The organism is Pseudorhodoplanes sp., assembly GCF_046289595.1.
In the GTDB taxonomy this organism is placed as follows: domain Bacteria; phylum Pseudomonadota; class Alphaproteobacteria; order Rhizobiales; family Xanthobacteraceae; genus Pseudorhodoplanes.
In genome coordinates this window covers 1-21,381 of sequence record NZ_JBKBVB010000074.1, presented here as the reverse complement: position 1 = coordinate 21,381, position 21,381 = coordinate 1, and the positions used below count along the sequence as shown (strand labels likewise).

General features: G+C 65.2%; 18 protein-coding genes and 1 pseudogene. 8 read left to right on the top strand and 11 right to left on the bottom strand.

Going from position 1 to position 21,381, the window contains the following annotated elements; genetic code table 11:
* Positions 1–626: molybdopterin cofactor-binding domain-containing protein (locus ACK41X_RS15355; protein ID WP_409724961.1), on the top strand; the 626-nt coding region annotated here is incomplete at its 5' end.
* Positions 627–747: 121 nt separating this feature from the next.
* On the top strand, positions 748–1,767 hold the full coding sequence (gene hcrB, locus ACK41X_RS15350; RefSeq protein ID WP_409724958.1) for a 4-hydroxybenzoyl-CoA reductase subunit beta: 1,020 nt from the start codon (positions 748–750) through the stop codon (positions 1,765–1,767).
* 13 nt (positions 1,768–1,780) lie between these two features.
* Here the strand turns inward: hcrB and ACK41X_RS15345 are convergent, their stop codons facing one another.
* The 3 genes from ACK41X_RS15345 to ACK41X_RS15335 all read right to left on the bottom strand — a co-directional run bounded on the left by ACK41X_RS15345 (position 1,781) and on the right by ACK41X_RS15335 (position 5,826).
* Positions 1,781–3,547 carry a potassium/proton antiporter gene (locus ACK41X_RS15345; protein WP_409724956.1) on the bottom strand — a complete coding sequence of 589 codons (1,767 nt, stop codon included), beginning with the start codon at positions 3,545–3,547 and terminating at the stop codon, positions 1,781–1,783.
* 102 nt (positions 3,548–3,649) lie between these two features.
* Positions 3,650–4,585, bottom strand: a complete 936-nt coding sequence (locus ACK41X_RS15340) for a 3-keto-5-aminohexanoate cleavage protein (RefSeq protein WP_409724954.1) — start codon at positions 4,583–4,585, stop codon at positions 3,650–3,652.
* 68 nt (positions 4,586–4,653) lie between these two features.
* Complete coding sequence (locus ACK41X_RS15335; protein WP_409724951.1) at positions 4,654–5,826, bottom strand: aminotransferase class V-fold PLP-dependent enzyme; 1,173 nt, start codon at positions 5,824–5,826, stop codon at positions 4,654–4,656.
* A 155-nt stretch (positions 5,827–5,981) separates the two neighbouring features.
* Between ACK41X_RS15335 and kynA the strand changes: the two genes are divergently transcribed.
* Together kynA and ACK41X_RS15325 are read left to right on the top strand one after the other, a co-directional pair.
* Entirely contained in the window at positions 5,982–6,830 is an 849-nt protein-coding gene (gene kynA, locus ACK41X_RS15330; RefSeq protein ID WP_409724948.1) for a tryptophan 2,3-dioxygenase, read from the top strand.
* Between the two features lie 136 nt (positions 6,831–6,966).
* Complete coding sequence (locus ACK41X_RS15325; protein WP_409724945.1) at positions 6,967–8,175, top strand: patatin-like phospholipase family protein; 1,209 nt, start codon at positions 6,967–6,969, stop codon at positions 8,173–8,175.
* Between the two features lie 14 nt (positions 8,176–8,189).
* Here the strand turns inward: ACK41X_RS15325 and chrA are convergent, their stop codons facing one another.
* The gene (chrA, locus tag ACK41X_RS15320) at positions 8,190–9,521 is read right to left on the bottom strand and encodes a chromate efflux transporter (RefSeq protein WP_409724943.1); all 1,332 of its coding nucleotides are present in this window, start codon (positions 9,519–9,521) and stop codon (positions 8,190–8,192) included.
* A 1-nt stretch (position 9,522) separates the two neighbouring features.
* Positions 9,523–10,341 carry a chromate resistance protein ChrB domain-containing protein gene (locus ACK41X_RS15315; RefSeq protein ID WP_409724941.1) on the bottom strand — a complete coding sequence of 273 codons (819 nt, stop codon included), beginning with the start codon at positions 10,339–10,341 and terminating at the stop codon, positions 9,523–9,525.
* Positions 10,342–10,522: 181 nt separating this feature from the next.
* On the opposite strand from ACK41X_RS15315, the gene ACK41X_RS15310 reads away from it, so the two are divergent.
* Positions 10,523–11,425, top strand: a complete 903-nt coding sequence (locus tag ACK41X_RS15310) for a DMT family transporter (RefSeq protein WP_409724939.1) — start codon at positions 10,523–10,525, stop codon at positions 11,423–11,425.
* Positions 11,426–11,437: 12 nt separating this feature from the next.
* Here ACK41X_RS15310 and ACK41X_RS15305 read toward each other — a convergent pair whose 3' ends face one another.
* Positions 11,438–12,079 carry a LysE family translocator gene (locus ACK41X_RS15305; protein WP_409724937.1) on the bottom strand — a complete coding sequence of 214 codons (642 nt, stop codon included), beginning with the start codon at positions 12,077–12,079 and terminating at the stop codon, positions 11,438–11,440.
* Positions 12,080–12,221: 142 nt separating this feature from the next.
* Positions 12,222–13,364: a Spy/CpxP family protein refolding chaperone gene (locus ACK41X_RS15300; RefSeq protein ID WP_409724934.1), complete on the bottom strand. Its 1,143-nt coding sequence runs from the start codon at positions 13,362–13,364 to the stop codon at positions 12,222–12,224.
* A gap of 3 nt (positions 13,365–13,367) precedes the next feature.
* Between ACK41X_RS15300 and ACK41X_RS15295 the strand changes: the two genes are divergently transcribed.
* A complete protein-coding gene (locus tag ACK41X_RS15295) occupies positions 13,368–14,072 on the top strand; it encodes a hypothetical protein (protein WP_409724931.1) in 705 nt (234 codons plus the stop codon).
* A 171-nt stretch (positions 14,073–14,243) separates the two neighbouring features.
* On the opposite strand, the gene ACK41X_RS15290 is transcribed toward ACK41X_RS15295, so the two are convergent.
* Positions 14,244–15,419 carry an LLM class flavin-dependent oxidoreductase gene (locus ACK41X_RS15290; protein WP_409724928.1) on the bottom strand — a complete coding sequence of 392 codons (1,176 nt, stop codon included), beginning with the start codon at positions 15,417–15,419 and terminating at the stop codon, positions 14,244–14,246.
* A 116-nt stretch (positions 15,420–15,535) separates the two neighbouring features.
* The gene (locus ACK41X_RS15285; RefSeq protein WP_409724926.1) at positions 15,536–16,324 is read right to left on the bottom strand and encodes an alpha/beta fold hydrolase; all 789 of its coding nucleotides are present in this window, start codon (positions 16,322–16,324) and stop codon (positions 15,536–15,538) included.
* A gap of 144 nt (positions 16,325–16,468) precedes the next feature.
* On the opposite strand from ACK41X_RS15285, the gene ACK41X_RS15280 reads away from it, so the two are divergent.
* Positions 16,469–16,819 carry a phosphoribosyl-ATP diphosphatase gene (locus ACK41X_RS15280; RefSeq protein WP_409724924.1) on the top strand — a complete coding sequence of 117 codons (351 nt, stop codon included), beginning with the start codon at positions 16,469–16,471 and terminating at the stop codon, positions 16,817–16,819.
* A gap of 36 nt (positions 16,820–16,855) precedes the next feature.
* A complete protein-coding gene (coaA, locus tag ACK41X_RS15275) occupies positions 16,856–17,809 on the top strand; it encodes a type I pantothenate kinase (protein ID WP_409724921.1) in 954 nt (317 codons plus the stop codon).
* Here the strand turns inward: coaA and ACK41X_RS15270 are convergent.
* Together ACK41X_RS15270 and ACK41X_RS15265 are read right to left on the bottom strand one after the other, a co-directional pair.
* Positions 17,806–19,935, bottom strand: coding sequence for an ATP-binding protein (locus ACK41X_RS15270; RefSeq protein ID WP_409724918.1), 2,130 nt, complete (start codon positions 19,933–19,935; stop codon positions 17,806–17,808). The two genes, coaA and ACK41X_RS15270, sit on opposite strands and share 4 nt — an antisense overlap.
* 277 nt (positions 19,936–20,212) lie before the next feature.
* Positions 20,213–21,121: pseudogene (locus ACK41X_RS15265) on the bottom strand (YifB family Mg chelatase-like AAA ATPase); the annotation flags it as partial.
* Between the last annotated feature and the right edge of the window lie 260 nt (positions 21,122–21,381).

Sequence of the window (21,381 nt, the reverse complement as noted above, 5' to 3'; positions counted from 1 at the left end):
AGGACAAGGGAGCGACCTTCGACGAGGTGGTGATGGAGGCGCTGAAGGATTCCGGCACCATCACCGTCACCGGCAATTACTCGACCATCCCGGAATCGCATGGCGGCAAGAAATATCGCGGCGCGGCCATCGGCGGCACCATGGGCTACAGCTATTCGGCTCAAGTGGTGGAGGTCACCGTCGACGAGGAAACCGGAGTCGTCACCGTCGACAAGGTCTGGGTCGCGCATGATTGCGGCAAGGCGCTGAACCGCCTCAGCGTCGAGGGGCAGGTGCAGGGCTCGGTCTGGATGGGCATGGGCCAGGCCATGAGCGAGGAGGTCGGCTATCACGAAGGCCTGATGGTGACCGGGAACATGCTGGATTACCGGGTTCCGACCATCCAGGACTCGCCGCCGATGGAAACCTTCATCGTCGAAAGCAACGATCCGCATGGCCCGTTTGGCGCCAAGGAGGCGGGCGAGGGCTCGCTCGCGGCGTTTCTGCCGGCGCTGACCAACGCCATCCATGACGCCATCGGCATTCGCTTCAACGATCTGCCGATGACACCCGACCGCGTCTACGAGGCGATCGAGAAGAAGAAGCGCGCGCAGGCGCGCGGCAAGAAGAGCGGGGGCGCGCAATGAGTTTTGCCCGACAGCCTCTCCACCGCTCGTCCCCGCAAAGGCCGGGACCCAGATGTTCAGGACCGGATGCCCGCCTTCGCGGGCATGAGCGGCGTTTGTTTTGTGCGCCGGGAGTAAACTGATGGACGCGCTCCCCGAATTTTCCCTGCTCCGCCCCACCACGCTCGACGACGTTCTGAAGGCGCGCGCCGCCAATCCGGATGCGCGGCCGCTCGGCGGCGGCACCGATCTCACCGTGAATATCCGCCGCGGCATTGTGGCGCCGTCCACCCTGATCGAGATGAACAAGGTCGCGGAGCTGCGGACCATCAAGGCCGACGCGGACACGATCGAAGTCGGCGCGTCGGTGACGCTCGCCGAACTGTCCGGGCATCCGGATGTGCGAAAGCATTATCCGGTGGTCGCGCAGGCCGCGCATGAGATTGCAGGGCCGACCCATCGCATCATGGGTACGGTCGGCGGCAATCTTTGCCTCGATACCCGCTGCATTTATTACAATCAGAGCGAATGGTGGCGCAGCGCCAACGACCATTGCCTGAAAACCACCGGCACGATGTGCCATGTCGCGCCGAAAAGCCGCGGCGTGTGCTTTGCGACTTTCTCGGGCGATCTGGCGCCGGCTTTCCTCACGCTCGGCGCCGAGGTCGATCTTGCGGGACCGGATGGCCGGCGCACCGTGCCGCTGAACGCCATCTATATCGGCTTCGCGCGGCAGGACATCCCGGTCAGCGAAACGCAGGGCGACGGCAAGTTCTTTCTTGCATTGCGCAAGGGCGAGATCGTCACCGCGGTGCGCGCGAAGAATACGCCGGGCCTGCGTTCGGGCTATGACAAGATCCGCATCCGCCGCTCGATCGAATATCCGGTGGCTGGTGTCGCGGTGGCACTGAAGCGCGAGGGGGACACGCTCGCCGATCTGCGCGTCGCCTTCACCGGCACCAATCCGCGTCCGGTCTTGCTCACCGGCACGCAGGAACTGTGCGGCAACAAGCTGGACGAGAGCGTCTACAAGGGGCTCGACGATCTGGTCCGCGACCAGGTGATGGCGATGAAGACCACCTTCACACCGGGCCACTATCGCCGGCGCGTCGCCTCGGTGCTGGCGCGCCGGCTGGTGACGCGGCTGTTTGAGACAAACTGATGCCCGGCAGCCTTCAATCAAGCATGCGGCGCAGCCGCTTGCGCAGCCGCTCATACCACGGCGTTGGGTCTTCTTCGGCGAGTTGCAGCCCGACCGTCAGCGCGGTCTCGTCCTTGACCCGGTGGACGACCAGCGATACTTCACCAAGGCGGATCTTGTCGCCGGCATGCGGCTTGCGGCTGAGCCGCTTGGCGAACAGTTCGGCGACCGTCATGCCCTGCTGATCGGGCTCGACCGTAATGCCGTAGATTTCCGCCAGCGCCCCGAGCGTGGTGTCGCCGGTGACGAAGAAGTCGCCGAGTAGTTCGGGATCGGGCGAGGACGGCGTCGGCAGATTGGCAAAGAACCGGTCCAGCGCGGACGCCTTTTCCTGCGGCGCCAGCAGATAGACATGATCGCCCTCGTGCAGCCCGCGGGCCTCCTCCGGCGTCATCACCCGTTCGTCGCGCACCACAAGCGCGAGCTTTGCCCAGGCCGGCAGAATGCCGCCGCGCAGATAGGGGCTGCCGGGTGTCACCGGATAGCCGACCAGTTCCTGCGTGCGCTGCCCCGGGAGATCCAGTTCGATGCGCGGCCGCGACATGTCCGACCGCCGTTTGGCGATCCGCATCTTGCGCGCGACGAAGGGGACGCTCCAGCCTTGCACCAGGAGCGACACCACAACGACGACGAAGCCGACATCGAAATAGAGCTGGCTGTTCGGCAGGCCGACCAGCAGCGGAATCGAGGCAAGGAAAATCCCGACGGCGCCGCGCAGGCCGACCCAGGAAATGAACGTCATTTCGCGGACGCTGAACTTGAACGGCGCCAGACACAGGAACACGGCGATCGGGCGCGCCACCAGGATCAGCATCGCCGCGATCGCCAGCGCCGGCAGCAGCCGGTCCGGCAGCGACGCCGGCCAGGCCAGAAGCCCGAGCAGCACGAACATCACGATCTGGCCGAGCCAGGTGGCGGCGTCGAGAAAACCGATAATGGCGCTGTGCGCGCGCTTGACCTGATTGCCGACCACGAGGCCGGCGAGATAGACCGCGAGGAATCCGGAGCCGTCGGCGACGGCGGCGATGGCGAAGGTCACCAGCGCTCCGGTTGCGGCGAATGGCGCGTGCAGACCCTGGGGCAGGTTGACCCGGTTCAGCATCGCTGTAATCAAATATCCGCCTGCAATCCCGACGATCACGCCGATCAGCCCCTGCCGAAACAGAAAAATCGAGAATTCCAGGGTCGACTTCGTTCCCTGCAGCAGCATTTCGATGAGAACGATGGTCAGGAAGATCGCGAAGGGGTCGTTGGTTCCGGACTCGATTTCGATGGTCGAGCCGACACGCGCGCGCAGCCGCAGGCCGCGCGAATGCATCAGGAAGAACACGGCCGCGGCGTCGGTGGAGGCGACCACGGCGCCGACCAGGAGCGACTCGGTCCAGCCAAGACCGAGGAAATAATGGGCAGCGGGGGCGGTCGCGGCGGCGGTGATGAGCACGCCGAGCGTTGCGAGCGTCCCAGCGGGCGCCAGCACCGAGCGGAAGGCGGCGAATCGCGTGCGCAGACCGCCGTCGAACAGGATCAGCGCCAGCGCCACGGAGCCGACGGTGTAGGTCAGCGCGACATTGTCGAAACGGATGCCGCCGGGACCGGATTCGCCCGCCAGCACGCCGACCATAAGAAAGATCAAGAGCAGCGGGGCGCCGAACCGCATGGCGAGCAGGCTCGACAGGATGCCGGTGAGCACCAGCACCGATCCGAGCAGGATCGCAATGTTGATCGATTCGAGCGCCGCCATCCTTCGATAATCTCCGTCACCCTTGGTAACGGCTCGTTGCGGCGGCGCAACGAAAATTTGCGGGCGGATCGCGCTTCGCGCGCTTCCGCAGTTTCTGCGGAACTAGAACGCGACCTTATCGCCGCCCTTGAGTTCGAGGATTTCGCGCGCATCGTCCGGAGACGCGATTTCGAGGCCGAGGCCTTCGAGGATCTTGCGCACCTGGGTGACCTGTGCGGCATTGCTCTCGGCCAGCTTGCCCGGCCCGACCCAGAGCGAATCCTCGAGACCCACGCGGACATTGCCGCCCATCGCGGCGGCGATCGCCGCGACCCGCATCTGGTTGGCGCCCGCGCCCAGCACCGACCAGTGGTAATTGTCGCCGAGCAGGCGGTCGGCGGTGCGCTTCATCTGCAGGATGTCTTCCGGATGCGCACCGATGCCGCCGAGAATGCCGAACACGGACTGGACGAAGACCGGCGCCTTGATCACGCCGCGATCCAGAAAATGCTTCAGCGTATAGAGGTGGCCGATGTCGTAGCACTCGACTTCGAAGCGGGTGCCGTTCTCGGCGCAGGTAGTCAGGATATATTCGATATCGGCAAAGGTGTTCTTGAACATGCCCTTGCGCGACCCTTCGAGATACGGCTCCTCCCAGTCATATTTGAACTTGCCCTTGTAGCGCGGGATCATCGGGTAGAGCCCGAAATTCATCGTGCCCATGTTCAGCGAGGCGACCTCCGGCTTGAAAGTCGCCGCCGGTCGCACGCGCTCCTCGATCGCCATGGTCGGCGCGCCGCCGGTCGTGATGTTTACCACCACGTTCGAGCGCTGCTTGATCACCTTCAGGAACGGCGCAAAGGCTTCCGGGGTCTGGTCGGGGCGTCCGTCCTGCGGATTGCGCGCATGCAGGTGCACGATGGCCGCGCCGGCTTCGGCGGCGCCGATCGCGGCATCCGCGATCTGTTCGGCGGTCACCGGCAGATGCGGCGACATCGACGGCGTATGGATCGAGCCGGTGACGGCGCAGGTGATGATGACTTTGCGGGCTTTCGCCATGTTTCGTGACCCCGGATTATCGGCGCTTCGGATTGGGCCGGGATTGAGCGCATCGCGATGCACATTCGTCAAGCGTGAAGCGTGCGTAACCGCTGCAGCAAGCGCTCGACATCGCCCGCATTGTGGTACAGGCCGAAGCCGACGCGCAGCCGCGTGTCGCGCACATCGACCACGATGTTGTTTTGCCTCAGCCGCTCCTTGCATGCGGCGGCGTCCGGATGATCGAAGGTGAGGAAATTGCCGCGCGACAGTTCCCGCGCCGGCACGACAAGATTGGCCGGATCGAACAGGCCGAGGGGGCGGCTTGCGATGCCGGCGAGGAACATCTCCTGCAGCGCGATCACATGCGCATGGATTTTCGCCGCATCGAGATTGTGCGCGGCCATCCAGTCGAGTGATGCGCGCATGCGGTACAGCCCGCTCGGATCGAAGGTCGCGCCCATGAAACGCTGTCCGTCGGTCGCATAGCGCACGCGATCCTGCGGGCCGGACAATGTGGCGAAGCTCGCATACCAGCCGGTGTTGCGCGGACGCGGCGCAAAGCCCGGCGGACAGTGCATGAAGCAGGCGCCTTCGCCGGCCATCGCATATTTGTAGCCGCCGCCGAGATAGAAGGCACGATCGGCGATGCGCGACAGATCGACCGGCACAGCGAGAAAGGCGTGATAGCCGTCGATCACCACCAGCCGGTCCGGCGCCGTCACCGCATCGACCAGCGCATCGAGATCGGGCAGGGCATAGCCGGAGTTGAAAAAGACCTGGCTGACGAACACCATGTCGGGCGCATGCGCCTGCACCGCTTCGACGATCCTCGCCGGCAAGCTGTCGAACGGCTCGGTCGGCACCGCAACGAGTTCGATCAGCCTGTCCTCGGCGAGCCGTTCGGTCTGCCGCCGGAAGGAATGAAATTCGCCGTCGGTGGTCACGATCACCGGCGCGCGGCCGGGCGGCAGCGCCGAGATCAGGCGGTTGACGAATTCGTGGGTATTGACCGCGGACACCAAAGTCGCGGGGTCCGGCAGCTTCAGGTGATGCGCGATCCCGCGCGCCACTGCGGGCCAGACCTCGCCCATGACCTTGGTCCATTTTTCGTCAACCAGGCGCGCCGCGTCGTCCCAGAGTTGAATTTGCGCCGAGCGGGTTGCATCCGGCCAATAGGCATGGCTGTGCGCGGCGAAATGCAACCGATCCGGATCGGCCTTGCGGAAGCGGGAGAATTCGGCGGTCAGGTCGAGCGGCATGGCAGTTTGCAGGGTTTCTCCGCTGCTCCCGGAAAGCGGGGACCCAGACCGGCTGGATTCTTGCTTTCGCGGGAAGGGACGGATGTCTAGGTTGCGTCCGAAACGCACTGGACCAAATTTCGAAGCGAACCGCAAACAATCGAAGGCAGCGCACCGTGGCCGAAAATCAATCACCACCCAAAAGCCGCATCGGCGACGACATCCATGTCGATCTCGCCGGGCAGATGACTTATGGCGACTACCTGCGGCTCGACACTCTTTTCGCCGCCAAGCGGCCGCTGACCGACAAGCACGACGAGCACCTCTTCATCATCATCCATCACGTCCACGAATTGTGGCTCAACCTGATGGCGCACGAGCTCGATGCGGCGATCGCCAATATCAGAACGGATGAGCTGCCGCCGGCCTTCAAGTCGATGGCGCGGATGACCCGCATCCTCGAACAGATGATCCGGGCCTGGGACGTGCTGTCGACCATGACGCCGTCGGATTATCTGGAATTCCGCAATGCGCTCGGGCAATCCTCCGGCTTCCAGTCCTTCCAGTACCGCATGGTCGAATTCCGGCTCGGCGCGAAAGATCCGAAAATGCTGCTGCCGCACCGGCACAATGCCGACACTCACGCGCGGCTCAAGGCGGCGCTGGATGCGCCGAGCCTCTATGACGAGGCGCTGATGCTGCTGAAGCGGCGCGGCTTCGCTATTCCCGATGCGGTTTTGCAGCGCGATTTCGCGATCCGCCATGTGCCGAGCGACGCGGTGCGTCAGGCCTGGCTCGACGTCTATCGCAACTCCCAGACCTATTTCGACCTGTACGAGCTGGCCGAGGAACTGGTGGATCTCGAGGACTGGTTCCAGCAATGGCGCTTCCGCCACATGAAGACGGTGGAGCGCATCATTGGTTTCAAGCGCGGCACCGGCGGTTCCAGCGGTGTCGCCTTCCTGAAATCGGCGCTCGACCACTCGTTTTTTCCGGAACTATGGGCGGTGCGAACCGACCTTTAGGCCAGTCCATAGATGCTGCCGCGCCACAGGCGCGTTAATCCGGCATTAAGAGTAATAAAATCCCATGCGCCCCCTTTAAGCTGCCGCAAATCCGTCCTTGGTGTGATCGGCTCGGGGATCGGGTGGGAATTTTCGGATGGTTCGTTGCGTAGGGGCCGGCCTTTCCGGCTTGCGGCATCTGGCCGGGCTCGCGCTTTGCGCGATGCTGCTTGCCGCCTGCGCCAGTGTCGAACGCATTCCCTATACCCAGCAGGAGCAGGAGATCGCCGTCATTCCGGGCATCCCCGAAGCCCGCGTCTGGGCGGACGATCCGTCGCTGGCGCGGCAAAATCCCCTGATCGGTCTGCGCGGGCGGGAGAGCCCGGCGATCCTCGCATTGTCGGGCGGCGGCGCCGATGGCGCCTTTGGGGCGGGTCTCTTGAACGGCTGGACCCAGCGCGGCGACCGGCCGCGCTTTGCCATCGTTACCGGCGCCAGCGCTGGCGCACTGATCGCACCATTCGCCTTTCTGGGCCCGCAATACGATCCGGTGCTGGCCGAAGTGTTTTCCAGTGGCGCGTTCGAGGGCTTCCTGCAATTCCAGGGCGTGCGCGGGCTGTTCGGCACCGGGTTGTTCGAGGCCGCGCCGATGCGTCAGCTGATCGCCAAGCATGTCACGCCCGAGGTGATCGCTGCAGTCGCGCGCGAATACCGCGCCGGACGGCGGCTCTATATCGTGAGCACCCAGCTCGATGCGCAACGCACCGCGATCTGGGATATGGGCGCGATCGCATCGAGCCCCGACCCGCGTGCACCGGATCTGTTCCGTCAGGTGATGGAGGCCTCGGCCAGCATCCCCGGCATCTTTTCGCCGGTGCTGATCGATGTGGAGGCGCAGGGCAAGCGCTTTGCCGAGATGCATGTCGACGGCGGCATCACCGCGAATGTGCTGGTGATCCCCGAAGCCATGCTGGCCTCAAATCGGCTGGCCCTGCCGGCGGGCGTGCGGCCGCGTGTCTATGTCATCCTCAACAGCAAGCTCGAGCCCTATTTTCAGGTTGTGCCCGCCAACACGGTGCGCGTCGCAATCCGCTCCTTCGAGACCTCGGTGCGGGCCAATACCCGCAATACGCTGCTGGCTTCCTATGAATTTATCCGCCGCCGCAACTGGACCATGACGCTCGCGGCGATCGACGACAGCTTTCCCGCGCAGGAGCGGCCCGGCTTCGATACCGCCTATATGAAGAGCCTGTTCGAGTTCGGCGTGGAGCAGGGCCGCAGCGGCGCGGCCTGGCGGCGCGGTGCAGGTTCGGATGCGCCGCCGCCGGTGCGCCGGCCGCGATCGGACCGGGTGGCAGCGCAATAACGGCACGCGCTGCATCAGCCGAAAGCGAATCGCGCGGCGATGCCGAGCGCGGCCATGATCGCCACGATCTCGACCAGTCCGCGGTGAAAGCGGAAGGCGAGCAGCACGGCTACGATCGCCAGCGCCGCGGTTTTCACATCGAGCGCCAGCGGATCAAACGCGTACCATCGGACTATGCCCGCGCGCTGTTCGGTGACATGCACGAACAGCACATGCAGCGCGAACCACACCGTCAGATTGAGGATCACGCCCACCACGGCGGCGGTGATCGCAGCCAGTGCGCCGGTCAGCATCCGGTTTGAGCGCAGTTGTTCGACGAAGGGCGCGCCGGCGAAAATCCAGAGCATCGCCGCGGTGAAGGTCACCCAGGTGGTCATGGCGGCGGCGATGACGCCGGCGGTGACCGGGGAGAACGGCGCCGGGTCGCGAAAGCCTGCAAGAAAGCCGACGAATTGCGTGACGAGGATGAGCGGGCCGGGCGTGGTTTCGGCAAGGCCGAGCCCGTCAACCATTTCGGCGGCGGTCATCCAGCCTTTGGCGTCGACCGCCTGCTGCGCCATATAGGCGAGCAGCGCATAGGCGCCGCCGAAGCTGACTGTGGCGAGCTTCGAGAAAAACGTGCCGATGCTGACCAGCACATGCGAAGGCCCGAGCAGCAGCGCCGCCAGCGCCACCGGCGCCCACCACACCGCAAGTCCGATCGCCGTCGCTGTCGCGGCTTGCCGCCAGCGGCCGGCGACCGGCGCGCCAAGCGCCCGATCGGCCGCGATAGCAAGCAGGCCGGGTGCGTTGCGGGCAACCAGATAGCCCAAAAGTCCTGCGCCGATCACGATCAGTGGGAAGGGCAGGGCCAGAAAGAAGATTCCGACAAATGCCATCGCCGCGATCCCGATCAGCGTTTTGGTCTTCAGCGCACGCTTTCCGATCCGGATCAGCGCTTCGACCACGATCACCAGCACCGCCGCCTTGATCCCGAATAACGCGCCGTCGATCAGCGGAATGCCCTGGCCCAGCGCATAGATCAGGCTGAGCCCCAGCATCACGAAGGCGCCGGGCAGAACGAACAGGATGCCGGCGGCGATCCCGCCGCGCACCCCGTGCATCAGCCAGCCGGTATAAGTCGCAAGCTGCTGAGCCTCCGGTCCGGGCAGAAGCATGCAGAAATTCAGCGCATGCAGGAACCGCTGCTCCTCCACCCACTTCTTCTCGTCGACCAGAATGCGATGCATCAGCGCGATCTGGCCGGCCGGGCCGCCGAAGCCGAGGCACTCGATTTTGAAGTAGGTGAGTAGTGTTTTCGCAAAGGTGGGAGGGGCCGTGGGCGCGGCATGTTCGACGCTGCTCATGTCAGGAGACTTTCGCGGGCCAGTTATGACGCTCGGACGAAGCGAAGCGTAACCACGCGAACAGCGCGTCGTAAACCGCAAATCCCCGCTCCAGGAGACCGTGGTCGTCGTCGCCCGCAAGTTCGGACAACCCGAGCGACACCGCATGCAGGCCCGCGGCTTCCGGCGCGAGATCGGGGCGCGCTGTATCCGCGCCGCGCACGATCAGCGCAAGCCGGGCGAGCGAGGGCTCGCCTTCCAGACCGAACAGCTTGAGAATCGTATCGAACGAGCAGCGTTCGCCTTCATGCGACAGCTCCACGTTTTCGATATCGAAGGGCACCGCGCCGGTCTCTCGCGCCACTTCCGGAACCTGCGGTGGATCAACGAATAGAAAGCGGGCTTGCGGGTCGATGAAGCGGCGGATCAGCCATGGGCAGGCGATGCGGTCGATCTTCGGCCGCCGGCGCGTGACCCAGAGGCTTGGGCGGTCCGGCACAAATCTTTGAACCGCGACGCGATCTGTAAGCGGCAGCCCCAACGCCTGCCAGGCATCGTAGCCTCCGTCCAATATACATGCATCAATTCCGCGCGCCCGCAACAGAGCCGCCGCCATCTGGCTGCGTTGGTGCCCGTGTACACAGGCAACGACGATTGTGCCGGAATCGGCATCGAAGTCCCATGACTTCGCATCATGCAGATCGCGCAAGATCGCGCCCGGAAGCAGGCCGCTCGACGATGCAACGGCCTCTGATTTACGGACATCGACGATGAGCGGAGTGTCGGCCGTTCCGACCTTTGGCCACAATTCGTCGGGTGAGATCGAAAAATGCAAAGGCATGCGCCTCCTCCATAAGCGAGGAGACGGTGCTTGGGCCTGCGAGCCTTCGGAAAGACGGGGCGACCGTCGCAAGCCCCGCGACACTCAGACTAGGCCGGTCACCCGAGCTTTGCAACGCCCGGCGTGGGGCCATTCCAACGAGGCGCCTCGCTCCGCCCGCCCAACTTGGGTACAGAGAGGGATGACAACCGGCCCATCGCACCATACCGATCCCGACCAGATTCGTGCGCGGCTGACCGGCATTGCGCTGATGTGCGGCGCGGTTCTGTCCTTTGCCTGTCTCGATGCCATCGCCAAATATCTCAACGGCTATATGGACACGCTCCAGGTGGTGTGGGCGCGCTATACCGGTGCCTTCGTTCTGACCCTGTTCATTTTCAATCCGGTGTCGCGGCCGGGTATGATGCGGACCAAGCGGCCGCTGCTGCAACTCGTGCGCTCGGCGATGCTGCTCGGTTCGACCGTCACCAATTTTCTCGCCTTCCGCTATCTGCAGCTCGATCAGGCGCTGGCGATTTTGTTCTCGACGCCGTTTATCGTGGCGATCCTCGCCGGCCCCGTCCTCGGCGAGTGGATCGGCTGGCGGCGTTGGGTTGCCATTCTCGTCGGTTTTTCCGGCGTCTTGCTGGTGACGCGGCCGGGCGTCGGCGATGTGCATTGGGCGGCGCTGTATTCGGTCGCCAGCGCTTTGTTCTATTCGCTCTATATCGTTGCGACCCGCGTGCTCTCGAAAAGCGACACCTCCGACACCACGCTGTTCTATTCCAATCTGGTCGGCGCGGTGGCGATGCTTCCCGTCATGCCCTTTGTATGGAACACGCCGGACGATCCCTTCATCATTTTCCTGATGGTGGCGTTCGGGGCGCTCGGCAGCTTCGGCCACTACCTGCTGATCGTTGCGCACCGTCTGGCGCCGGCTTCGGTGCTGGCGCCGTTCATGTATACGCAGCTGGTCTGGGCGATCGGCTTCGGCTTCATGATCTTTGGCGATGTGCCCAATAGCTGGACGCTGGCCGGCGCGGCGGTTGTGGTCGCATCCGGTCTCTATCTTCTGCACCGCGAGCGGGTGCGCGGCACTGCGTGACGTTCGGCCCCTTCAGTTTGCCCGCGCGAACAGAAGCCGCACGGCGAATGCACCCATCAGGCCGGCGAAGGTCCAGTCGAACGCACGCATCATGCGCGGCGAAGCACGCATTGCTGCGGCGAAGCGTTCGGCGCCGAGAATCATCGGCGTGCAAAGCGGCGGCGTGAGCAGCGCGTAAAGCAGGCCCAGCATCAGGAGCCGCGCCGGCGCATCCGGATCGGACGCGGAGACGAATTGCGGCAGGAAGGTCAGGAAGAACATCACGATCTTCGGATTGAGCAGGTTGACGCCGAGCCCGATCGCAAAGGCGCGTCGCAAGCTGAGATGCGAGAGCCTGCCCGGCTTCAGCGACAGCGACGAGCCGTGCCGGATCGCCTGCACTGCGAGCCAGAGGAGATAACCCGCGCCCGCGACCTTGATGACGGTGAAGGCGGTGGCGGATGCGACGAGCAGCGCCGACAGCCCGAACGCGGCCAGCATCGAATGCACGAGGAGTCCCGCGGTCGCTCCGAACATCGAGGCAAAGCCCTGCGCCCTGCCGCCATTGATGGTCTGGCCGAGGAACAGTGTCATGTCCGGTCCCGGCGTGATGATCAGGATCACCGATGCCAGGATGAAGGCGGCGAGAATGGCGGGCTCGGGCAGCATGGTCACGGCGCGGCGTCCGGCACGGGGGGCGTGCGCCGGATGTCGCACATCTTGCGGTCAAAACAAAACCGCCGCGCACAAAGCGCGGCGGTTATGTGACCCGACCGTCTGCCAGCAGATCGACGGGTGCGCCCCAACGAAATAGGCGTCAGCTCTTCATCTTGCTGAACGCCGCCTTCTGCCGGTCGTCGAGTGCGCCATAGAAATCCTCCAGCGCCGGGAGAATGACCTTGGCGGCCTCGACCATCGCTCCAAGTCGGGTCTGGGTTGCGGCGAGCCGCTCGCCCGGCGTCGCCGGAGGATCATCCGGACATGCCGCCTTCAGAATGTCGAGCGCCTTGAATGTGGCGTCTTCCAGCGCATCGAGCAGATCGAGCTGGTCGTCGGTTGGCGACACCGCCTCCTGAATCCGCACGATCGGGAAATTGGCAAGACCCGGCTTGTCGGCGCCGCAGCCATCGGCCTGATCGGTTCCGGTGCGGCCCTGGACCTGCGCCGTCGCGACCTTTGGCCCAAGCGCCTCGAAGCGCCGCCGCTGCTCCGCCGACAGCGCATTGTAGAAGTCTTCGAGCGCGGGGCGCACGATCTTGAGGGCTTCCAGCGTCGCCTCGAGCCGCTCGAGCATGGTCTGCAGCCGCTCCACCGGATTGCGCGGCACGCTGCGCGGACACGAGTCGCGCAAGACGTCTGCCGCCCGCAAAGCCGCATCGCGCAACTCGTCGAGCAGGTCCTGCTGATCGTTGCTGAGATTGAGCGAGGACTGGATGCGGTCGAACGGCCAGGCGGTGATGCCGCGTCCGGTCTCGCCGCAGGCGCCTTCGCCGGCAGTTGCCTCGGTGCGGCGGGCGGGCGAAGGCGGCAGCCGGTCCTGGACCGCAGCCTGGCGTTGCGGGCGCGCCGGCGCGGCCGGCGCGGCCGGCGCAGCGGCAGGGGCGGCAGACGATGCCGGCTGATAGGCATAGGCTTCGGTGACATAATCGGCCTCTTCGGCCCACCAGATGCCGTCGAAGAAATCGTCATAGGCGTAGGCCCAGTAGCCGCCGTAATAGGCAGACGGCCAGAAGGTGTAGTTGAACAGGTCGACATAGGCGTAGGGCCAGAACACCGCGCCGCCCAGCCCGCCCGCGATGCCGATGCCGAGCCCCCACGGCACGAAACCGGCGAGCAGGCCGCGCCGCCACGCCCGCTCCGGCGCCCAGGCGGCGTAGCGCACCCGCGCATAATCGCGGTTGCGATAGCGGGTCGCGAAGCGGCCGTCGCGCGCGGCGTCGCGGTTGAAGCGGTTCTTCATGCGATGGTCGGCGCGGTCTCTCGACCGCTGGGTGTCCGCAATCCGCCGGACCTGATCGCGATTGGCGCGCTCGCGCTGCCGCTCCTGCCGCGCGCGGTCGCGCTGGGCGCGCTCCTGGAGTCTGCGCTGCTGCCGGTCGCGTTGCAGGGTTTGCCGCTCGCGCTGACGCTGCTGGGCGTCCTGACGGCGCTGCTGCTGGCGCTCGCGCTGGGTGCGCTGGCGGTCCAGCCGCTGTTGCTGGCGGTCGGCGCCGCGCTGATCGCGGCGCTGCCGGTCCGCATTCAGACGTTCCTGCTGCCGCTCCTGCTGAATCCTCTGGCGGTCCTGCCGAACGTCGCGACGTTGCTGCTGGCGGTCCAGCCGCTGCTGTTGCTGGCGCTCGCGCTGGACCCGTTGCTGCTGTTGCCGTTGCTGCCGTTGTCCCTGGATCTGCTGCTGGCGCTGTTGCCGCTGTCCCCGCTGCACCTGCTGACGCTGCTGCCGCTGGGCGCGTTGCAGTTGCTGGCGCTGGCCGCGATGCTCCTGCCGGATCACGCGCTGCTGCTGACGCTGCTGGATACGTGGCTGCTGCTGACGCTGTTGTTGGCGCTGCTGCTGCCGGCCTCCGCCGCGGCCGTCCTGGCGCGCACTGAAGTCGGTTGTAGAACTTTCTACGGATGCCGGGAGTCGCGCTTGCGCCGCGACGATGTTTCCGGCGATCGCGGGTAAGGTAGCGCCGAGCGACCCAGCAAGGGTGGCGATGCCTGTCAGTCGCACAATCGAGATCATGGTCGGCCTTCCGGTGATCGATTTTACGCAATGCTCACGGATTTTGCCGGGGCCGCATTTGACCTTCGTCAACTCTCCGTCACGAATGATATGGATTTCTGAATATCAAAGTCAGGCCGTCGCCGCCGCTGCCGGCGTGCGGTCGGTCCGGCTGCGGAAATAGGGGATTACCTCTTTTGCGAAAAGCGCGGTGCTCTTGGTGACGAGGTCGTGCGGCAAGGTGCCGAACTGCATGGTTGGCAGGAGATAGCCGAAACCGATCTGCGCCTGATACGCTTCCAGCTTCTCGCGCAAGGTCGCGGGGCTGCCGCACAGGAAGATCGCCTTCTCCATCAGGTCGTCGATGGTCTGCACGCCGCCCGACAGCGTGCGCTTGGCCGCGATCACGCCCTGCATCGAGGCGAGCGAGAGATAGCCCGGCGGCAGCAGCATTTCCTGCGGCATGCGCAAGAGCTTGTTGAAGAAGAATTCGATATGCGGCTTTGCCTCCCGGTGCGCGATCTCGTCGGTCTCCGCGCAATAGGTCGGGATCGCCCAGCCGACATTTTCCGGCCCGGCCTGCCAGCCCTGACGCTCGGCGCTGTCGCGATACATCTGCATGTAGCGCGCGAGCGCCTGAACCGGGGAGAAGGTTTGCAGATAGGTGTATTTGCGCGACGGATGCGTCGCCCATTCGATGGTCTCGCGCGAGCCCTGAGACGGAATCCAGACCGGCGGATGCGGCTGCTGGAACGGGCGCGGCCACACATTCACATAATCGAAGTGATAATATTTGCCCTCGAACGCGAACGGCCCCGGTCGCGTCCAGCCCTGGATGATGAGGTCGTGCGCCTCATGGAAGCGCTCGTGCGACTGCGCCGGATTTGCGCCCCACGAATGATATTCCGCGCCGATGCCGCGCACGAAACCCGCGACGAGGCGCCCGCCGGTAACAGTGTCGAGCATCGCGAATTCTTCGGCGACGGTCAGCGGATTGTTGAGAAGCGGCAGCGCGCGGCCGAGCACCGCGATCTTGCAGTTTTTGGTGCGGCGCGCGAGCGCGCCGGCCATCACGCCCGGGATCGGCATCATGCCGTAGGCGTTGGAATGATGCTCGTTGACGCAGATGCCGTCGAAGCCCATGGCGTCGGCATATTCCAGCTCGTCGAGATAGCGGTTGTAGAGCTGGTGGCCGATCTTCGGGTCGTAATAGGAGTTCGGCAGCGTCACCCAGGCCGAATTGTGTTGCTTGTCGTAATCGGGATCGAGCGCCGCATAGGGCATGAGGTGGAAGAAGAAGAATTTCATCGGCGCTTCCTGTTCTTCGTCGTCCGTACGCTTCTCTCTCCCGTCGTCCCTGCGAAGGCAGGAACCCATATCCCGGAGCGGGGGTTATGGGCCTCCGCCTTCGCGGCGGCGACCGGCTAATGTCTCTCAATGAACCCGGTCATCACCTCGGCCAGTTGGTCTGCTTTCTCGATTTGCAGCGTGTGGCCCGCGCTTTTCAGCACCTGAAGCCGCGAACCGGGGATGAGCTTCGCATAGGCTTCGCCGTAAGGCAGCGGGAAAACCTTGTCGTCGTCGCCCCAGACGATCAGCGTGGGTGCCGTGATCCGGTGCAGCCACTTGGCAAGATCGGGATTGTACAGCCGCGGCTGCCAGCCGAGCTTGGCGGTTGTGAGCCTGTTCTTCATCTCGATCATCAGCTCGGCGTCGCCCGGCGATTGCGCCAGCATGGCCTCCGCAAATTTCGGATCGTGGAAGATGTTGCGGATGAAGTCCTCGCGCGACCACATGAAAATATCGCCCTTGGCAACGCCCTTCACATGGATGCCGGCGGCGCAGATCAGCGTCAGCGTCTTAAGCGTCGTGCAATTGCGCACCGCGATTTCGGCGGCGATCCAGCCGCCGAGCGAGACCCCGGCGAGATGAAGGCGCGGCAGTTTCAGCGCCTCGATCAGATCCAGATAGAAATAGGCGAGGTCGCCGACATTATCGAGCCAGTCCGGCGTATCCGAGCCGCCGAACCCGGGATGTTCCGGCACGATCAGGTCGAAGCGTTGCGCCATGGTCTCGAAGAATGGCAGCCATGCCGATGCGCCCCGCGCACCGTGCAGGAACAGGAGCGTCTCCGCCGAAGCGGCCGAGCCACTGCCACGCATGATGCGGATTTTGCAGCCTGCGACGGTTTCGAAGCTTTCGCGATAGGGCAATGGACAACCTCCGGCGTGTGTTATCGTTAACCCGGACCGGCGGGGCCGCCAAGCGGTGGGCAGCACAGGAGATTTGCGTTATTGATGGGAGCCTCGCTGTGCTCATTCCCGCGGGGACGAGCGGATAGCATGCCGGAGTGACACGTGGCGCTTGAGACCCCTTTCACCCTCGCCGAACTTGCCGTGATCGTGAAGGAGCGCTCGGCGGCCAGCGCCGAGGCGTCCTATACGCGCAAGCTGCTCGACCGCGGCGTCGAACATTGCGCCAAAAAGCTTGGCGAGGAAGCGGTTGAGATGGCGCTCGCGGCGGTGGCCGAGGATCGCGACCGTGTGATCGGGGAGGCGGCCGATCTGCTCTACCATCTGCTGGTGGTGCTGCAGGCGCGGGGCATCGAACTTGCCGAGGTCGAGGCCGTGCTGGCCAAGCGGTCGGGACAATCCGGGCTGGCCGAGAAGGCCTCGCGCGTCCCGGACCGCCGTCCGCCGGATCTTTAGCGCGAAGGTTTCAGGCGAGCCTCATAGTCGAGATTCATGGAACAGCGGACCGGACCCGAAGTCTCACCCTACCGCAGCTTCAGCCGCGCGGAATGGGCGGCGTTGCGTGCCGATACCCCGATGACCTTGAGCCAGGGCGAGGTCGCAACGCTCCGCTCGGTGCATGACCGGCTGGACATGAAGGAGGTGGAGGACATCTATCTGCCGCTCTCGCGCCTGCTGTCGATGTATGTCGCGGCCTCGCAGCGGCTGTTCCGGGTGCAGCAGAACTTTCTCGGAACCGAAGATTCCAAGGTGCCCTATATCATCGGCGTGGCGGGTTCGGTCGCGGTGGGGAAGTCGACCACCGCACGCGTGCTGCAGGCGCTACTCGCGCGCTGGCCGAATACACCGAAGGTCGATCTCGTCACAACCGACGGCTTTCTGCTGCCGAATGCGGTGCTGGAGCGCGAAGGCCTGATGGAGAAGAAGGGCTTTCCGGAAAGCTACGACCTGCCGGAGCTGTTGCGCTTTCTTTCCGGTATCAAGGCCGGGCGGCGGCCGATGCGGGCACCGGTCTATTCGCACATCGTCTACGACGTGGTGCCGCATGAATGGATCGAGATCGACCGTCCGGACATTCTGATCGTCGAGGGGCTGAATGTGCTGCAAGCGGGGCGGCTGCCGAAGGACGGCAAGGCAATCCCGTTCGTGTCCGACTTTTTCGATTTCTCGGTCTATATCGACGCCTCCGAGGAGGTGCTGGAGCGCTGGTATGTCGAGCGCTTTCTGGCGCTGCGGCTCACGGCATTCCGCGATCCGATGTCGTATTTCCACCGCTATTCGCGATTGTCCGACGATGAAGCGGTGTCGACAGCCAAGGGCATCTGGGAGCGCATCAATCTCGTCAATCTGCGCGAGAATATCGTGCCGACGCGCCCGCGCGCCGACCTGATCCTGACCAAGAACGAGAGCCACCTGATCGACGAGGTGGCGTTGCGGCGGCTTTAGGCCGCCCGGGATATGCCCCGCACGTCTGCGAGCACGGCTGCGAGCTTTTCGCGGTCGAGCGGCTTCGACAGGAACGCATCCATTCCGGCGGCAAGGCAGGCGTCGCGATGCTCCGGCAGCGCGTTTGCGGTCAGCGCCACGATCGGCGTGCGGCGCTCGCCGTCCCGCGCCTCAATGGCGCGAATGCGCCGCGCCGCTTCCAGCCCGTCGATGCCCGCCATGCGGATATCCATCAGGATCAGATCGAACGGCAGCCCGGCGCCTTGCGCGGCGAGGAACGATTCCATCGCGGCATGTCCGTTCGACACCACCTGCGGCCGGTGGCCGAGCTTCTGCAACAGGGCGCGCGTCAGCAGAGCGTTGATCTCATTGTCCTCGGCAACGAGGATCGACAGCCCGTCCGGCCGCGGCGAGCCGAAATTCGGCAGGTCGCCGGGCTCGCCGGGCTGTTGCGCAAAGCCGTCGCGGTCCGGTCGCAGGCGCTCCGCAAGCGAAGCCGCGCGCACCGGCTTGACCAGATAACCGGTGAAGCCCGCGGCTTTCAGTTCGGCAAGCCCGGAGCGTGCCGAAGGCGGCATCGTCACCAGCCGGCACGATATGCGCCGCGTGGCGGCCAGCAGCGTATCGATCGCGGCGTGGCCGATCGCATGATCGATCAGGACCGCGCGCCAGTCGCGTTCCGGCAGCAGCGCCTGCGCAACCGCTTCGTTCGGTGCGACCGCGACACGCGCGCCCCAGCGCGTCAGCCGGCGTGCGAGCAGCGCGGCCTCGATCTGGGATGGCGCCACGATCAGGATGGCGCTGCCGGAAAGATCGGGTGCGGCGAAGGCCGGCCCAGGGCCGGTGTCATGCGCCCGCGGCAGCGGCAGCGTCACTTCGAACAGCGCGCCCGCTCCCGGCGCGCTCTCCAGCGCGATCCGGCCCTGCATGCCTTCGACGATGCGCTTGACGATGGCGAGGCCAAGGCCCGCGCCGTCGGCCTGACGGGCACCGGCCTCGGTCTGCTCGAATTCCTGGAAGATCTTGTCATGATCCGCAGGCGCAATGCCGATGCCGGTGTCGCGCACCTTGAACACGATTTCGTCCGGCCACGCGCCCGGCTCGGCCACGATGGCGACCCCGCCCGTCTGCGTGAACTTGATGGCATTGCCGGCAAGATTGAGCAGCACCTGCTTCAGCCGGGTCTCGTCGCCGACGACCCGCGACGGCAGCCGCTCGTCGACATCGCTTGCGATTTCGAGACCCTTGCCCTGCGCGCGCACCGCGAGCAACTCGGTCAGATCCTCGACCATGGCGGCGAGCGGGAACGGCCGCGCTTCGAGATCGAGCCGGCCGGCTTCGATCTTGGAGAAGTCGAGAATTTCCTCGATCAGCGCCAGCAATGTGTCGCCGGATATTTTCACCGCGCGCGCATAGGTCGCCTGCTCGGGCGTGAGCTTGGTGTCGAGCAGCAGATCGGCCATGCCGATGATGCCGTTCAGCGGCGTGCGGATTTCGTGGCTCGCCATGGCGAGGAAGCGCGACTTGGCGCGGTTCGCCGCCTCTGCGCGGTCGCGCGCATCGGCGAGCGCCGCCTCCGACATCGCACGGTCGGTGACGTCGCGGCCGACGGACTGGATTTCGGTGTCGCCGCTCTCGCTGCGCACCGTGGCTTCGCGCCAGGCGATCCAGCGTGGCCCGTTTCCGGTTTCGATCTTCTGGTCGTAGACCCGGCTGCCATTCGCCAAGGTGGCGGCATCGCCCTGTTCGAGAACGGGAAACGCGAAGTCCGAACCGCGCAGCGCCTCGGCGGGTGCGCCCGCCAGCGTGCAAAAAGCGTCGTTGGCGAAGGCGATGGTGCCGTCCGGCTTGCGGCGGACGATCAGGTCGCCCTGCATGTCGAGGAAGGCGCGGGCCTTCTGCTCGGCCTCCTGCAAATGCCACACGCGGTCGGAGAGGTCTTCGTTGCGACGCTCGAGCCGCCGCGCATAGGAGCGCCACACGCGGTTACGAAAAATCAGGAATGCCGCGAAGGTGCAGACGAAAGCGAACAGCGCCGAGACACCGACTGCGAACAGGGCCGGATTGTAGTTTCCGGCCGCGGTCGACGCGATCAGTCCGGTCCCGATCCAGACGCCGATGAGCATCAGAAACGCCATCCGTACAAAGCCGAGTACGAATCTTCGAATCTGACTCCAACGCTTCGAGCGCGCTTGCATGCCTGACGTCCCATCGCGGCCGTGCTCCGGTGGCGCACGGCTCGTTACCCATGCCGGCACCGTGATGGGCGTGCGTTGCGATTGGATTGATTTTCGCGCGGCCGATTGGCGCGTCGTTAGCGGCGGCTTTCGCAATTGCGGACAATTTTATCGAACGCTCCGGCGCGCGCCGCGGCAGCACCTGGCCGCGGCGTGTTGCGTCCGCTCACGCCGCGCGCCGCATTTCGTCGGTGAGCGCGCGATACGAAAGCGCTTCGGCGAGATGGATGCGCCCGATTTCGGCTGCGCCATCGAGATCGGCGAGCGTGCGCGCCACGCGCAAGGTGCGGTGATAGCCGCGGGCCGACAGCCGCATGGCGTCGGCAGCGTCGCGCAACAGGGCCATTCCCGATTGATCGAGTTTGGCAATGTCTTCCAGGACCGGCCCGGACGCCTGCGCATTGGTGCGGATCTGCGGCAGACCGAGCGCGGCGTAGCGCTGCGCCTGAATCGCGCGCGCGCGGGCGACGCGCGCCGCGACCTGCGCCGAACCTTCGGCCGGTGCCGGAAGCAGGAGGTCGGCGGCAGTCACCGCCGGCACTTCGATATGCAGATCGATGCGGTCGAGCAGCGGACCGGACAGCCGGCCCTGATAATCGGCGGCACAACGCGCGTTGAGTCCGCGCTTGCAGATATAGGCCGGATCGCTGGCGTGACCGCAGCGGCAGGGATTCATCGCGGCAACCAGCATGAAGCGCGCCGGATAGGTGATGCGGTGATTGGCCCGCGAGATCGACACTTCGCCGGTCTCGATCGGCTGCCGCAGGGAATCGAGCGCCTGCCCTGAAAACTCCGCGAATTCGTCAAGAAACAAGACGCCGTTATGGGCGAGCGAGACTTCGCCGGGCCGCGCCCGCAACCCGCCGCCGACAAGGGCGGGCATCGAGGCCGAGTGATGCGGCGAGCGGAAGGGCCGGCGATTGGTCAGCGATCCGCCCGCGATCTCGCCTGCGACCGATGCGACGATCGAGACTTCCAGCAATTCCTCGGGTGTGAGCGCCGGCAGGATCGAGGGCAGCCGCGCCGCCAGCATCGATTTTCCGGCGCCGGGCGGGCCGACCATCAGCAAGTTATGTCGTCAATGACAATACCAATGCGCCTGTACTTTTTCGCCGTGCATGCTCACGTCCTTCCTGCATACCCTCCCGCCGCTCCCCCCCCCCCCGTCCCAATGGGTCCCCTTTCGCTGCCAAAAATCGTCTTGCGCCCGCGAATGCGGTTTCAAAAAGCCGCTAAAGCCCCGGCTTCGTGGTTTGACCCCCGCGTGTCGAGTCTCTTTGCCCCCCCCCCCCCCCAACGGCCCTATGCATTTGCATAGGCCCGGCGTTCTCAAGT